This window comes from Streptosporangium longisporum, assembly GCF_039534895.1.
Classification (GTDB): Bacteria; Actinomycetota; Actinomycetes; order Streptosporangiales; family Streptosporangiaceae; genus Streptosporangium; species Streptosporangium longisporum.
This window is the reverse complement of the sequence record NZ_BAAAWD010000014.1, coordinates 322,136-335,617: the sequence shown is the minus strand read 5'-3', so window position 1 is coordinate 335,617 and position 13,482 is coordinate 322,136. Positions and strand designations below refer to the sequence as shown.

The 13,482-nt window shown below is 72.5% G+C and carries 14 protein-coding genes; 6 read left to right on the top strand and 8 right to left on the bottom strand.

Features of this window, described 5'->3' with window-relative positions; genetic code table 11:
• Nucleotides 1-95: 95 nt before the first annotated feature.
• Together ABD832_RS24900 and ABD832_RS24895 are read right to left on the bottom strand one after the other, a co-directional pair.
• A complete protein-coding gene (locus ABD832_RS24900; RefSeq protein WP_344899480.1) occupies nt 96-338 on the bottom strand; it encodes a CDGSH iron-sulfur domain-containing protein in 243 nt (80 codons plus the stop codon).
• Between the two features lie 87 nt (nt 339-425).
• Nucleotides 426-1,007, bottom strand: coding sequence for a hemerythrin domain-containing protein (locus tag ABD832_RS24895; protein ID WP_344899478.1), 582 nt, complete (start codon nt 1,005-1,007; stop codon nt 426-428).
• 393 nt (nt 1,008-1,400) lie between these two features.
• Between ABD832_RS24895 and ABD832_RS24890 the strand changes: the two genes are divergently transcribed.
• The 4 genes from ABD832_RS24890 to ABD832_RS24875 all read left to right on the top strand — a co-directional run bounded on the left by ABD832_RS24890 (nt 1,401) and on the right by ABD832_RS24875 (nt 4,315).
• Nucleotides 1,401-2,126 (top strand): hypothetical protein, encoded by a 726-nt coding sequence (locus ABD832_RS24890; RefSeq protein WP_344899476.1) that lies wholly within the window; start codon nt 1,401-1,403, stop codon nt 2,124-2,126.
• Nucleotides 2,123-2,524: a phage holin family protein gene (locus tag ABD832_RS24885; protein WP_344899474.1), complete on the top strand. Its 402-nt coding sequence runs from the start codon at nt 2,123-2,125 to the stop codon at nt 2,522-2,524. The genes ABD832_RS24890 and ABD832_RS24885 overlap by 4 nt, the downstream gene beginning before the upstream one ends.
• A complete protein-coding gene (locus ABD832_RS24880; protein ID WP_344899472.1) occupies nt 2,500-3,177 on the top strand; it encodes a DUF3618 domain-containing protein in 678 nt (225 codons plus the stop codon). Before ABD832_RS24885 ends, ABD832_RS24880 begins: the two co-directional genes overlap by 25 nt.
• A gap of 118 nt (nt 3,178-3,295) precedes the next feature.
• On the top strand, nt 3,296-4,315 hold the full coding sequence (locus tag ABD832_RS24875; protein WP_344899470.1) for a YihY/virulence factor BrkB family protein: 1,020 nt from the start codon (nt 3,296-3,298) through the stop codon (nt 4,313-4,315).
• A gap of 88 nt (nt 4,316-4,403) precedes the next feature.
• Here ABD832_RS24875 and ABD832_RS24870 read toward each other — a convergent pair whose 3' ends face one another.
• From ABD832_RS24870 to ABD832_RS24850, 5 genes are all read right to left on the bottom strand, one after another.
• Nucleotides 4,404-5,906 carry a glycoside hydrolase family 130 protein gene (locus ABD832_RS24870; RefSeq protein WP_344899468.1) on the bottom strand — a complete coding sequence of 501 codons (1,503 nt, stop codon included), beginning with the start codon at nt 5,904-5,906 and terminating at the stop codon, nt 4,404-4,406.
• The gene (locus ABD832_RS24865) at nt 5,903-7,099 is read right to left on the bottom strand and encodes a glycosyltransferase (protein WP_344899466.1); all 1,197 of its coding nucleotides are present in this window, start codon (nt 7,097-7,099) and stop codon (nt 5,903-5,905) included. The genes ABD832_RS24870 and ABD832_RS24865 overlap by 4 nt, the downstream gene beginning before the upstream one ends.
• 15 nt (nt 7,100-7,114) lie before the next feature.
• Nucleotides 7,115-8,254, bottom strand: a complete 1,140-nt coding sequence (locus ABD832_RS24860) for a glycosyltransferase (protein ID WP_344899464.1) — start codon at nt 8,252-8,254, stop codon at nt 7,115-7,117.
• Between the two features lie 187 nt (nt 8,255-8,441).
• Nucleotides 8,442-9,449, bottom strand: a complete 1,008-nt coding sequence (locus tag ABD832_RS24855) for a glycosyltransferase family 4 protein (protein WP_344899462.1) — start codon at nt 9,447-9,449, stop codon at nt 8,442-8,444.
• Between the two features lie 46 nt (nt 9,450-9,495).
• Nucleotides 9,496-9,747, bottom strand: coding sequence for a hypothetical protein (locus tag ABD832_RS24850; protein WP_344899460.1), 252 nt, complete (start codon nt 9,745-9,747; stop codon nt 9,496-9,498).
• Between the two features lie 486 nt (nt 9,748-10,233).
• On the opposite strand from ABD832_RS24850, the gene ABD832_RS24845 reads away from it, so the two are divergent.
• Entirely contained in the window at nt 10,234-11,421 is a 1,188-nt protein-coding gene (locus ABD832_RS24845; protein ID WP_344899458.1) for an esterase-like activity of phytase family protein, read from the top strand.
• Between the two features lie 161 nt (nt 11,422-11,582).
• On the opposite strand, the gene ABD832_RS24840 is transcribed toward ABD832_RS24845, so the two are convergent.
• Nucleotides 11,583-12,173 (bottom strand): hypothetical protein, encoded by a 591-nt coding sequence (locus tag ABD832_RS24840; RefSeq protein WP_344899456.1) that lies wholly within the window; start codon nt 12,171-12,173, stop codon nt 11,583-11,585.
• 526 nt (nt 12,174-12,699) lie between these two features.
• On the opposite strand from ABD832_RS24840, the gene ABD832_RS24835 reads away from it, so the two are divergent.
• Nucleotides 12,700-13,473: a MerR family transcriptional regulator gene (locus tag ABD832_RS24835; RefSeq protein ID WP_344899454.1), complete on the top strand. Its 774-nt coding sequence runs from the start codon at nt 12,700-12,702 to the stop codon at nt 13,471-13,473.
• Nucleotides 13,474-13,482 lie beyond the last annotated feature (9 nt).

The window sequence follows — 13,482 nt, the reverse complement described above, 5'->3', positions numbered from 1 at the left end:
TGGCGACCCCGGTCGTCCCCGTCACCGGCCGTTTCCCCTGCCGATCCACGAGGAGACGCCCGGCGACCCAGGCCGTCCCCGTCACCGGGTCCCCGTCACGGGGCGTCCGGGCCCGCTCCGTTCCCGGGCCGGTCCGGCGTGTCCCGGGGAGGGTCGGGCTCGCCCGGCGCGCGGAAGCCGATCGCCTTGTGGGAGCCGTCGCAGAAGGGCTTGGCGGCGGACCGGCCGCAGCGGCACAGCGCCACCGTCGCCCTGCCGGGGTCGATGGTCCGGCCGTCCTGGGTCAGCAGCTCGAAGGGCCCCCGCACCAGCAGGGGGCCGTCCTCACACGTGGTCACAGTGACCGAATTGTCCCCTTTATGTGGCATTAGAGAAGACTGCCCGCTGCTGTCGCGAAGAAACGCGAACGGTGACCGTGGGCCGCGCTACCGTCCCATGGCCTGGCGGATCACGTCGCGGGTCCGGTCCACGATCGCCACCGGGCCTCCCAGCAGCAGGTTCCCGAGCGCCGACTCGGTCCCCGGGTGCGGGTGGGTGGGCGCCACCGCCTCGGCGGCCTTCACCCCCGCGGCCAGGGCCCGTCGCTCGGCCACGCTGGTGCGCGCGCGCAGCCGGGGGAACTCGTGCTCCTCCTCCGCGCGGGCGTGGGCCAGCACCGCCGTCCGGAGCGCCCGCAGCCCCGCGGGGAAGTCCGGGTGCCCGGGGCCCAGCCCTTCCAGGCCGGCCAGGAGCCGCTTCGCCTCCCGCTCCTCGGCCAGGCGGCCGTCGACCACCTCGTCGCCGTCGTCGAGCAGCAGGCGCACGTAGGGGTGCACGATCTCCTCCTCGGCGGTCTCGTGCACGGCCAGCAGCCGCACGAGCCGCTGGAAGGCCTCGGCCCGGCCGCCCTCGCCGGTGCTCTCCTCCACCTCGTCGAACAGCTCCACGATCATCTCGTGCTGGCGTACCAGCAGATCCACGACGTCGTTCTCACCCATCAGCTCGGGTGCGATCCGGCGGTCACTCATGGGGCCCCCTTCGGCTCCCCGGTCGATTACCCCTGCTCGCGCGGCGAAACCACGAAGGCTCCCGGTGGACCATGAATAAGCGCGCCAGAGCGGGGTAGGCGTCTCAGCAAAATACATTCTTGGCATTTATCCCAAATACGATGTTCGTCGGGTCTCATTTGCGATCAATGGGCCCGTACGAGCCCCTGACCTTGGACGTCCTCCCTCCCGGGTCCGGTCCGTCTCGTGCCGGGAGATCGAAAAAATCATCGGGTCGTCCAACAGCAGCTCAGATGGTAAAAACCTTATGCGGCATATAGATCTTTCCGGGAATTTCAGAAGTCCGATGAATGAGAAGGGGCCAGGAGGGTAACCGGAGACTCAGTCGAGATGCACAACCTTTGGAGGGCATCGATGAGTGAATTTCCGACCGGGGCGGGGGAGCGCCCAGGCTATGGCCAGGACTCCCCGAGCACGGCTCAGCACGCCAAGTCCGCCGTCGGGGAGGTCGCCCAGACCGCCAAGGGGCAGACGCAGGCGGTCGCCGGGGAGGCCAAGCAGCAGGCTCGCCAGGTGGTCCAGCAGCTGAAGGGCCGCGTCGGCGACCAGGCGCACCAGCAGAGCCAGCGCGCCGCCCAGGGCATCCGCCAGTGGGCCGACGACCTGGCCGCGATGGGCGAGAGCGCCAAGCCCGACTCACCGGTGTCCGGAGTGGTCCAGCAGGTCGCCGACCAGGGACGGCGCGCGGCCGACTACCTCGACCAGCACGGGCTGGCCGGGGCGGTGGAGGAGGTCCAGACCTTCGCGCGCCGTCGTCCGGGAGCGTTCCTGCTCGGCGCCGTCGCCGCGGGCTTCCTGATCGGCAGGGCCGCCAAGGCCTCGGGCGGAGTCGCGTCCGGCGGTTCCGCCACGACCGGATCCGGGGTGGGGACGGGCACGTCCTACACGCCGCCCGCCTACCCCACCACGCCGAGCACTCCCTACCCGACCACGCCGCCGGTGTCGGCGCAGCCGCTGACCGAGCCGGTCGTCCGGCCCTCGGTGGACCCGTACGGCACCGAGCCGACGACGACCCGCGAGGGTTTCGGCGGCCCCGGCAGCACCCCGCCGCACACCGGTCTGGGTGGTGAGATCCGATGAGCTATCCCGGCCCTGAGCCGAGTGAGCCGTCACTGGGACAACTGGTCGGGGAGATCGGGGAGGACCTGTCGAGGCTGGTCCGCCAGGAACTGCAGCTGGCCAAGGCCGAGCTCCGCGAGGAGGCCGGCAAGGCCGGCAAGGCGGCGGGCCTGCTGGGGGGAGCCGGATTCGCCGGTTACATGGTCGCCCTGCTGCTGACGCTGGCCGTCGTGTTCGGCCTGGGCAATGTCATGGATCTGGGATGGGCCGCGTTGATCGTCGCCGTCATCTGGGCGGTGGTGGGAGCGGTGCTGTACACGACCGGGCGTGCCCGGCTTCGTGAGGTGCAGCCCAAGCCGGAACGTACCGTTGAAACGCTCAAGGAGGATGCCCAATGGGCACGGGACCTGACGAAATAAGGGCAGAGATCAACGCCACCCGCGCCGAGCTGGCCGCGGACGTGGAGCGTCTCGCCGATCGGACGAGCCCGAAGCGGATCGTCCGCCGCCGTACCGACACCGTGCGCCGGCGCATCCAGACGGTGCGCGAGCGCGTCATGGGCACGCCGACGCACGCCGTCCACAAGGTCGGCAACCAGGCGTCGTACGCGGCGGCCGGGGTGCGCGACGCCGCCACCGGCACCGCGGAGACCGTCCGTGACGCCGCCTCCAGCACCGCCGAGACCGTCAAGCACGGTGCCCAGCAGGCGGCCGAGGTGGTCCAGAACGCGCCTCAGCAGGCGATGCGGAGCGCCCAGGGCAACCCGCTGGCCGCCGGAGTGATCGCTTTCGGTGCCGGACTGCTGGCGGCGACCCTGATCCCGCGGACCGCGGTCGAGGAGCGCGCCGCCGGGCAGATCATGGAGCAGGCCGAAGGCGTGATCGAGCCCGTCAAGCAGGCGGTGCAGGAGTCGGCCCAGTCGCTCGGCCAGGAGGCCAAGGAAGTGGCCACCGAGGCCGTCCAGCAGGTCAAGGAGAGCGCCACCGGGGCCGCCCAGGCCACCGGTGAGCACGCCCGCGAGCAGGCCCAGCAGGTGGCCGAGCACGCCCGGCCGGGCAACGGTCACCAGTAACCGGTGATCGACAGCCGATGACGGGCCCCGGCCCGTCCGGCGGATTCATCAGAAGATCCGAGCGCCGCCGTCCTCACCGCAGAGGGCGGCGGCCTCCGACAGAGGCGGTGCAACCCCCATGTCAGGTCAGGACACCGGACGCCCGGCCACCGGCTCCGGTCGCGCGGCGGACGACCAGGCGGCTCCGGACAAGCCCACCGAGATGCCCAAGGAATCGTGGTGGGCGGTGTTCAAACGCACCGTCAAGGAGTTCCAGCAGGACAACCTGACCGACTGGGCCGCGGCACTGACCTACTACGCGGTGCTGTCCATCTTCCCGGCGCTGCTGGCCGTGGTCTCGCTGCTCGGCCTGTTCGGGCAGTCGGCCACCCAGTCGCTCGTCGACAACCTCGGCGCCGTCGCCCCCGGCCCCGCCAAGCAGACCCTCGACACCGTGCTGCAGGGCCTGCAGAGCAGCCCGCGCGCGGCCGGCATCAGCACGATCATCGGTATCGCCGTGGCGCTCTGGTCCGCCTCGGGATACGTCGGCGCCTTCATGCGCGCCGCCAACGTCATGTACGAGATGCCCGAGGGCAGGCCCGTCTGGAAGACCCTGCCGCTGCGCCTGGCCATCACCACCGTCCTGGTGATCCTGATGGCGGTCGGCTCGGTGGCGGTCGTGTTCACCGGCGGGCTCGCCGACCAGGCCGGGAAGGTCCTGGGGATCGGCGAGACGGCGCTGACCGTCTGGAACATCGCCAAGTGGCCCGTCCTGGTGCTCATCGTGATGGCCACCCTCGCGCTGCTGTACTGGGCCGCGCCCAACGTCCGCCACCCGGGCTTCCGCTGGCTCACCCCCGGCAGCGCCATCGCCGTGGTGCTCTGGATCGTCGCCTCGGCCGCGTTCGCCTTCTACGTGGCCAACTTCGGCGCCTACAACAAGACCTACGCGGCCCTGTCCGGCGTCATCGTCTTCCTGATCTGGCTGTGGATCTCCAACGTGGCGGTGCTGCTGGGCGTGGAGTTCGACGCCGAGCTCGCCCGCGGCCGGGCCATCGAGGCCGGCCAGTCCGAGCGGCAGGAGCCCTACGTCGAGCCCCGCGACACCCGGAAGTTCGACGACGAGGAGCGCGAGCAGGTCCGCGACATCAAGGGCTGACCGGCCCGATCGACCCGATCGACCCGACCGGCCGCACGGCCGGTCAGGGGTCGGGCTCGCCGGTCCGGCGCCCGCAAGGCCCGGCCTCTCAGGAGGCCGGGCCGTTCTGGTGCTCGCCCGGCAGCGGCCGCATCGCGCCCAGCAGGTCGTCCAGGGGTACGCGGGCGAACCCGATCCGGGCGTCGCTCGCCCCGTACGGCAACCACAGGGCGTCCGCGTGCAGCAGGCCGCCGCAGGAGTACACGACGTTGGGCACGTACCCGTCGCGCTCGGTCTCCCCCGGGGTGAGCAGCGTGCCCGGGAGCTCGGCGACGACGCGGTGCGGCTCGTCCAGGTCGAGCAGGAGCGCGCCGATGGCGTAGCGGCGCATCGGGCCGACCCCGTGGGTCAGGACCAGCCAGCCGGCCGCGGTCTCCAGCGGGGAGCCGCAGTTGCCCACCTGGATCAGCTCCCAGCTCTGGCGGGGGGAGTGCAGCGGGATCGGCCGCCGCCACCTGCTCCGCTCGTCGAGCGAGGTCAGGCCGATGGTCTCGCCGTCGGAACGGCAGAGCGCCAGCCGCTGACCGCCCACCGGCCGCGGGAACAGCGCCATCCCCTTGTTGGCCGCGCCGGGCCCGCGCAGCGGGGTCACCTCGAAGCTGCGCAGGTCGTCGCTGGACAGCAGCTGCGAGCGGATGTGCCGCCCGTCGTAGGCGGTGTAGGTGGCCCGGTACGAGGTCGTGCCGTCCTCCTCGACGACCCTGACGAAACGGGCGTCCTCCATCCCGTTGCTCTCGGCCGAGCTGGCGGGCCAGAGCACCCGCCGCTCGACGGGGACCTGTTCGGGGAAGGTCACCGCGTAGTCCGAGGCGGTCGACCGGCGCATCTCCTCCAGGGTCGCGTGCGTGGTGGTACGGGCCAGCAGGTCGGCCGGGAGCCGCGTTATGGCCCGTTCGAACTCGTCGTCGCCGAACAGGTCCGGCAGGGAGCCCAGCACGGTCGCGGAGACCTCGTTGTCGCGGTCCTCGTCGGCGAGCGCCGCGGCCAGCAGGTCCCGCCGGTGCAGGGTGCCGCGCCGGGGGCCGAGGGTCAGCGGCCCCGACCGGTCGGTGACGGACAGCTCCGCCCCCGGGCCCAGCAGCACCGTGGCGAAGCCGATGGACGACAGGTGGCCCTCGCCGATCTGCCGCGTGCTGATCACCGTGCGCAGCTGCCCGGGGAGCAGGCCGGACTGGTCGGGGTGGGCCACCATCGAGGGGTTGCACAGGGCGGCGCCCTCCACGGCGTACTCGTGGCTGAAGTAGGCCCCGACGAGCAGGCGGGTCTCCGGTCCCAGCTCGACATGGCCCGGGACGCGGTGGCGGACCATGTCGTAGTGGTGCAGGAAGGTCGCCTCCAGGTCGCCGTGCCGGTCGCCGAACCGCCGCAGCGTCTCCCGGAGCAGCGCGGCGGTCTCGTCCGGCCCCAGCAGCGCGACGCGGTCGATCAGGGCCGCGGCCCGGCTGCGCACCAGGGCGGCGTCCTCACCCGGGACGAACAGCTTGACGACCACCCTGCGCGGGTCCGGTGCCAGGGTCGGGCCGAGCCGGGTGGCCAGGTCCCGGACGGTCACGGCGTCTCGGCCCGTCCGAGAGGCGGCCTGCCGGCCCGCCGCGCACCCTCGCCCGGTACGGGGTCGCCGTGCCGGGGCCGCCCGCCCTGCCGCGGCAGCCCGGCCTCCGGGGAGTGCCCGGCCGCGCGCAGCCGCTCGGCGTGCTGCATCGTGGAGATGAACGCGATGGTCGACTCCGCCCCCTGGTTCAGGTTGGGGCCGTACGGGGTCAGGCCGTCGTGGCCACCGCCGGTCGCGGCGTCCCACATCACCGCGCCACCGTCGTTGACGCCCCGGAACCACGCCACGGCCCGCCACACCCCCGCCCGCCAGACGGGGTCGCCGGTGACGGCCTCCGCGACGGCGAAGGCGTCGGCGAGCGCGGCCGGCTCGATCGGCTGCTGGTCGTAGCGGTCCCGGGGGCCGCCCCTGCGCCACCCGGTCACCGGGACCACCGAGAACCGGCCTCCCGTGGTCTGCACCTCGCCGAGCCAGGCCAGCATCCGCAGGCCCGCGGCGAGCGTACGGCCGTCACCCCCGAGATGACCGGCGCTGATGAGCACCTCGGCCAGGGCCGCGTTGGCGTAGGTCAGCTCCGGCTGCGGCCACGGCCAGTCCGGATCGTCCGGGGGCTGGCCGACCGCCAGGGCGGCGTCCGACAGCAGGGCCGCGGCCGGGGCGCTGTCCGGGTGGGCGCGCAGCACCTCCGCCGCGCCCAGCCCGGCGAACACCATGGCCCGCGGGTGCGGGGACCTCCTGGTCGCGCCGAGGGTGAAGGCCATCATGGCCTCCTCGCGGATCCACCGGGCCGGGTCGCGGACAGCCGCGGTGCCCAGGCCCCACAGCGCCCGTCCCCACCAGTCGCCGAGACCGGGCTCGTCGCTCCAGCGCCGGTCGTAGGAGAGCCGGTTGCGGAACGCGCCGGAGTCGTCCTGCGCGTGGGTGAGGAAGGCCAGGTAGCGCTCGGCGAGCCGGTGCACCTGTGGGGACGGCGAGGGCTCGCGGGAGGCGACGACGAGCCCGCGGGCGACGTCGTCGGTGCAGTAGCCGTGCTGGCGGCGGGCGACGGCGTGCCGGGCGTGCTCGAACAGGCCGGTGTCGTCGCTCAGCCGTACCAGGTGCCGGAAGTCCGGGCCGGACGGTACGGCGGCGGGCGCGGTGGAACACCCGGCGGGGTCCGGGGCGAGGGGGGCCTCGGAGGAGCCGGGGGGCACGGGGGGGAGCCGGGGTCACGGCAGCGCCACCGCCGCGGCGGCCGGTCGCTCGGACAGAAGGCTCCGGGCGAGGTTCTCGTAGCGGGCCGCCACGGCCGGCCACAGCAGGGTCGGGGCCACCACGCGGGCACGGTTCCTGAGCTTGTCGGCCAGGCCCGGCTCGGTCAGGATCCGGCGCACCGCGGCGGCGAGCGCCACCGGGTCCTCGTGCGGCACGAGCAGGCCGGGCCCGTCAGTGAGCAGCTCCACCGCGTGCGGGAAGGACGTGGCGACGATCGGCACGCCGGCCGCCACCGCCTCGATGAGCACCCCGGAGGTGACCTGCTCCTGCGAGTCGTACGGCAGCACGACCACGTCGGCCGAGCGGATCAGCCGGATCAGCGTGGTCTGGTCGCGGTAGACCGGGTCGTAGTGCACGTCGCCGGCAACGCCCAGCCGCTCGCCCAGCCGCTCCAGCCCGTCGCGGTAGGACTCGCCGTACTGCTCCAGCACCTTGGGATGGGTCTTGCCCGCCACCGTGTACGTCGGGGAGGGCGAGAGGTCGCCCAGCAGGGACAGCGCCTGCAACGCCCACTCGATGCCCTTGCCCGGACCGATCAGCCCCCAGGTGAGCAGGCGCGGGCGCGGCTGCCGCACGGCCAGGACGTGCATGTGCTCGGCGGCCCCGTGCGGGATGACCGAGACCTTGCGCGCGTCCACCCGGTAGCCGCCGAACAATCGGTCGCGGGCGGTGCCGGTCATGGTCACCACCGCGCCCGCGGCGTCTGCGATCTCCTCCAGCAGGGTGCGCTGGCGGGGGGTGGGGCGGGTCAGCACGGTGTGCAGGACCACGATGCTGGGCACGGACAGAGCGCGCAGCAGCGGCAGGACGTCCTGGCCGTCCGCGCCCGGGTAGATGCCGTACTCGTGCTGGACGACCGCGACGTCGTACCGTTCCAGGGCCGAGGTCGCCGCCCGCCAGCCCTCCCTCTCGCCGGGCGTCCAGGTGTGCACGACCCCGCGCGCGGGACGCGCGTCGTCGGAGTCGGTGACGACCCGGACGATCCCGCCGCGGGTGCCGCCCTCACCGAGGTGGGCGGCCAGCGCCGAGTTGAAGGTCGCCAGCCCACACTGGGTGGGCGGATGGGTGCTGAGAAAGCCGTATGTGCGGACCAACTGTCATACCTCCGGTCATCGGCCGCTCCGGGTGCGGATGCGGCCTCACGCGGTGGAGACGTCCATCGGCCGGCGTGATGACGGATGGAGTTCGAAGCCTGGTGCCGGGGCCGTCCTCGTCGGGGCCGGCTTTCCGCGATCCCACATCCAATGGCAGGCTCTGCGTCACTTCGACAGTATCAATGCCCTATTTACGGCCCAGCATGCTGCGATATACCTGTAAATAGTCGTCCACCATCCGGTCAACGCCGAACCTGCGTTCGGCCTGGGCACGGCAATCCGCCCGGTCGATCGCGCCGGCGCGCGCCACCGCGGAGACCGCCTCCTCGACCGTGTCGGCCAGCAGGCCGGTCACCCCGGGGTCCACCACCTCCGGCATCGACCCGCGCCGGTAGGCGATGACCGGGGTGCCGCAGGCCATCGACTCGACCACCGACAGGCCGAAGGGCTCGTCGAACGCGATGGGGTGCAGCAGCGCCAGGCTGCCGCCCAGGATCTCCGCCCGCCGCTCGGGGCCGACCGAGCCGAGGAACCTGACCCGCTCGCCGTCGACGTGCGGGGCGACCTCCTCGTCGAAGTACCGCCGGTCCTGGACGATCCCGCAGATGGTCAGCGGCAGCCCGGCCCGCCGGGCGATCTCGATCGCGGTGGCGGTGCCCTTGTCGGGATGGATACGGCCGAAGACGACCAGGCCGGGACCGCCGCGCGGGTCGAACGGCAGCAGGCTCAGGTCCACGCCGTGGTGGACGGTGGCGACGTAGTCCAGCCGGTCGGAGCGGTCGGAGTCGGAGATGGAGACGTACGCCGACCGGGCACGGGCGTAGGCCGGCAGGATCCCCGCCCCGGAGAAGCCGTGGACGGTGGTGACCATCGGGGCGCGGCAGTGCCCGGCGAAGGCCAGCGGCAGCCAGTCGAGGTGGTTGTGCACGAGGTCGAACTCGCCGGAGCGGCCCAGCGCGTGCGCGACGTGCATGGCCTCCCAGACCCGCCCGTCCATCGACGGGTCCTCGGCGTAACCGGCCGGGCAGACCCCGTCGAGCGAACCCGCGGTGATCGAGTCCAGGGTGGCGAAGAGCGTCACGTCGACGCCCCTGGCGACCAGCCCCTCGGCGAGGAGCCCGGTGACCAGCTCCCAGGGCCCGTAGTGCCGGGGCGGCGTGCGCCAGGCGACCGGGCCGAGCAGGGCCACCTTCACGGGGCGCCCGCGGGCCCGGCCCGGCGGGGGCGGCGCCGGGGCGGCGTCACAGGTTCACCCCCCGGCCGGACTGGTAGGGGCAGAGCCAGGCGAAGACCACGCTGCCAAAGTTCACCAGCATGGTGTGGGGGGAGCGGCCGGCGGTCTCGGTGACCTGGAGCCGGACGACCGAGCCGTCCCGCATCCAGCCCGCCACCTCGTCCTCGGTGGGCCGGTGACCGTGCAGGCGCAGCATCAGGTCGTGGGACTGCCCGGCGATCCGCAGGTGCAGCTCGCACACGGGTTCGGTGTCCGTCACGATGTGCCGTCCAGGTGAGGTAGACCCGGCGGAGTCGTCGGAGTCCCTTCCGAGGGTACCCCCCGCCCGGCCGGAACCCAGGACGCGCGTCCGCCCGGCACGGGACCGGTCACGTCGCGCCCGGCACCGGATCGTCACGTCACACCCGGGTGCCACCCGTCGCGTCGTGTTTGGCGGGCACCCGTCGCGTCGCGCCCGCCGGGCCGGAGGTCCCCGGCCCCGCGTTCGGAGGTCTCCGGCCCCACGTTCGGAGGGAACGGCTTCTCGCGAGGTCTCGTCCCCGGCGTCCGTGCCGACATCCTTTGAAGGGCATTGTCGTGATCGCAATTCCACGTCGGAAAAGGTATGACAAAACGCTCGGGTTCGCGTGGCATTAAGTGGACAACGGCCTTCGGAATACCGGATCTCATGGATGTTTCCCGCGATTCGCGGTCTCATATTCCAGCCAGCCCTCCAGGGGATGTTTTCTGGGATGAGGAAAGTCATATGGCCAATTCGCGCAGAATGACGGCGATCGCCGTCGCGCTCATGACGACGGTCGGCTTCGCGGCCGTCGGTACCCAGTCGTCGACGGCCGCGACGGCCGCTTCCACGGAGACGACGACCGCGGCGGCACCCGCCAGGGAGCTCCGGATCACCCGCTTCCTCGGGGAGCAGCGCCTGCCGCACAAGCTGCGGCTCTCCGGGACCACCGTCGGCGGCCTGTCCGGGATCGACCGGGACCCGCGTACCGACACCTGGTACTTCATCTCCGACGACCGGTGGCGCTACAACCCGGCCCGTTTCTACACCGGCCGCCTGGCCATCGACCGCGCCACCGGGGCGTTCACCGGGGTGAACCTCACCGGGGTCACCACCCTGCGCCGCCAGGGCGGGAGCGCCTACCCCGCCTACGGGCGGCCCCGCTCCGCCGACCCCGAGACGATCCGCTTCGACCGGTGGAGCCGCCGCCTGATCTGGGCCCAGGAGGGCGACCGGCCGGACGAGGCCAACCCCGACATCCCGGTCTCGGACCTGTTCGTCCGCTGGACCGACCGCAGAGGCCGTCACCTCGGCGACCTGTCGATGCCCGGCAACCTCAAGATGACCGCCACCGCCACCGGACCCCGCCGCAACTTCGGGTTCGAGGGCCTGACCACCACCGAGCACTCCGTCGTCGCGGTCACCGAGGGGCCGCGCCACGAGGACGGCCCGTTGCCCACCGCCCAGCGCGGAGCCGCGGCCCGCATCACCGTGTGGAGCCGTGACGGCCGGCCGCGCGCGCAGTACGCCTACCCGATCGACCCGCTGCCCGCGGCGCCGATCCCGGCGAACGGCAAGTCCGACAGCGGCGTGTCGGAGATCCTGGCCATCGACGACCGCCGCTACCTCGCCCTGGAGCGTTCCTGGATCGAGGGCGTCGGCTACAAGGCCAAGCTGTACGAGGTCGACCTGGGCGGTGCCACGAACGTGCTGAACAGGGACAGCCTGGTCGGCGGGCGCCCGTACCGTCCGGTGGTCAAGCGCCTGGTCTCCGACCTCAGCACGGTACGGACGCCCGTGCAGAACCTGGAGAGCCTGGCCTGGGGCCCGCGCCTGCGCACCGGCGAGTGCACGCTGGTGGTCGGCGCCGACGACAACTTCGACCGGCGGGAGGCCAACCAGTTCCTGGCCTTCGCCGCGCGGGGCTGCTGAGGTTCGTACTTCCGCTCTGGAACGATCCGGCGCGCCCGGGACCCGACACGCGGGTCCCGGGCGCGCCGGACGCATGATCAGCCGGGTTTCGCGCACCATCCGGCCTCCGGTCCCGGCGACGGGGCCGTCACCTCACGGGACTCTGCTCACGGTGCGAGGTCTCAGTCGACCGTGACGGAACCGAACCGGTACGCGGTGTAGCCGTTCTCGTCCCCGTAGTGCACCCGGCCGGTCATGACGTGGTACGGGCTCGCCGACACGGAGTGGTTGCTCTCCCTCACGTCGGAGCCCCACGGGCTGAGGACGACCCGCAGCTGCCGGCCCTGCCACCACAGCGCGGCCTGCTCGTAGTAGGTGTAGCCGTTCTCGTTCCCCGAGTGCCGCCTGCCGACGATGACCTGGTTCTCGGGTGCCTCGAAGAGCGAGCTGCTCTCCCTGCCGACGCCGACCCAGCCGCGGCGCTCGACCGTCACCTGCTCGTCGTCGATGAAGATCTGGCTGCAGGAGTACTTGGTGTAGCCGTTCTCGTCGCCGGTGTGCGACCGGCCGGTCATCACCTGGTTGTCGGGGCAGCTGACGATGGCGCCGGCCGATTCCTTCACGGTCGTCACGGTGTGTAGCTGAACTCTGACCGTGTGCACCGCGGCGGCGGACGACGTCGCGGCGGTCGCGGGAGTCGCCGCGGCCAGGGTAAGCACGGAGAAGGCGGCGGCCGCCATCGCGGCGGGCAGGGCCTTGGTGGGCATCCTCATGTTCTTCTTTTCCTTTCGAGATGGTCGAAGTGTCGAGAGCACATGTGCCGGCGGCTCACGCCGTCCCCCGGGATCGGCGCCGATCCGGTCTTGACGGGTCCGCGTGCGCAGGTAAAGACCGTTGCAGGGGGCGGTGATTACATGGTGGCCATTACCGGTCGATCGGGTCGTCCTCCCACGGGGGGAGCGCGGGTCCGCCGCGCGCATTACCCGAAACGCCGCCGTCTCATTGAAACCGGATAAAGGAAGGCCGAAATAAATCCACCGTCTCCGGCCACCTGGTTCTTCTTCTCGGCACCTCGGCGGGAATGCAGGTTTCGGTCATTTATGGCCTGCGATGACCCCCGGTGACGAGAGCATGAGCCCATGGTGATCGCCTGGCGATCCCCTGGGTGAGGAGCGCGCGGACCGGCGTGCTGAGCCGGTGGGCCCGCCCGGCAGGTTTCCCGGACGTTCCGCGGCGGACCGGCGGGACCTTCGGACCCGGCCGGCCCCCTCCCGCCGTGGGAGCGTCCATGCTGGGGACGTGAACGAGGGACACCTGCCGATCGGGCGGTTCGCCCGGCTGTGCCGGCTCAGCGTCAAGCAGCTGCGGCACTACGACGAGCTGGGCCTGCTGGCCCCGGACCGGGTCGATCCGGACACCGGATATCGCTACTACCTGCCACGGCAGGCACGCGCCGCGATGCTGATCGCCATGCTCCGCTCCCTGGACGTGCCCCTGCGGTCCATCGCGCGGGTGCTGGACGGCGAGACCGGCGTGCTGGACGGGGTACGCGACCGGATGCGGGCCGACCTGGCGCGCCGCGAGCGCAACGTCGCCGCGCTGCAGCGCATCCTCTCCGACGGCATGCCCCGCCCGGAGGTGACCGTCGTCCGCGAACCGGCCCGGCGTGTGGCCGTGGTGCGCGACATCGCGTCCCCGGAGGGGATCGGCGCCGTCACCTCGGCGTGCATGGCCCGGCTGATGGCGGCCGTGGGCCCGCCCGAGGGGCTGCTGATCGGGCTGTTCCCGCTCGACCTCACGCAGGAGGTCCCGGTGACCGTCGCGGCCGAGACGTCCAGGGACGTCCCCGGCACGTCCCCGGACGTCCTGCCGGGCGGCTCGTACGCCTCGGCCACCCACGTGGGGCCGTACGACCAGATCTCCCTCACCGGGCACGCGCTGCTCGCCTGGGCGGGAGAGCGCGGGCACACCCCCGCCGGCCCGCTGCGCGAGGTGTACGTCTCCGACCCCGCGACCACGCCGCCGGACCGGCTCGTCACCCACCTGATGATCAAACTGGAGGACGCGGGATGAACCCGTGAT

What these genes read in the sequence shown, in the direction of transcription:
- ABD832_RS24895 (WP_344899478.1), bottom strand. Translation starts at nt 1,007, where the DNA reads ATGAGTGACCGCCGGATCGCACCCGAGCTGATGGGTGAGAACGACGTC.
- ABD832_RS24885 (WP_344899474.1), top strand. Translation starts at nt 2,123, where the DNA reads ATGAGCTATCCCGGCCCTGAGCCGAGTGAGCCGTCACTGGGACAACTG.
- ABD832_RS24890 (WP_344899476.1), top strand. Translation starts at nt 1,401, where the DNA reads ATGAGTGAATTTCCGACCGGGGCGGGGGAGCGCCCAGGCTATGGCCAG.
- ABD832_RS24845 (WP_344899458.1), top strand. Translation starts at nt 10,234, where the DNA reads ATGGCCAATTCGCGCAGAATGACGGCGATCGCCGTCGCGCTCATGACG.
- ABD832_RS24875 (WP_344899470.1), top strand. Translation starts at nt 3,296, where the DNA reads ATGTCAGGTCAGGACACCGGACGCCCGGCCACCGGCTCCGGTCGCGCG.
- ABD832_RS24880 (WP_344899472.1), top strand. Translation starts at nt 2,500, where the DNA reads ATGGGCACGGGACCTGACGAAATAAGGGCAGAGATCAACGCCACCCGC.
- ABD832_RS24840 (WP_344899456.1), bottom strand. Translation starts at nt 12,173, where the DNA reads ATGAGGATGCCCACCAAGGCCCTGCCCGCCGCGATGGCGGCCGCCGCC.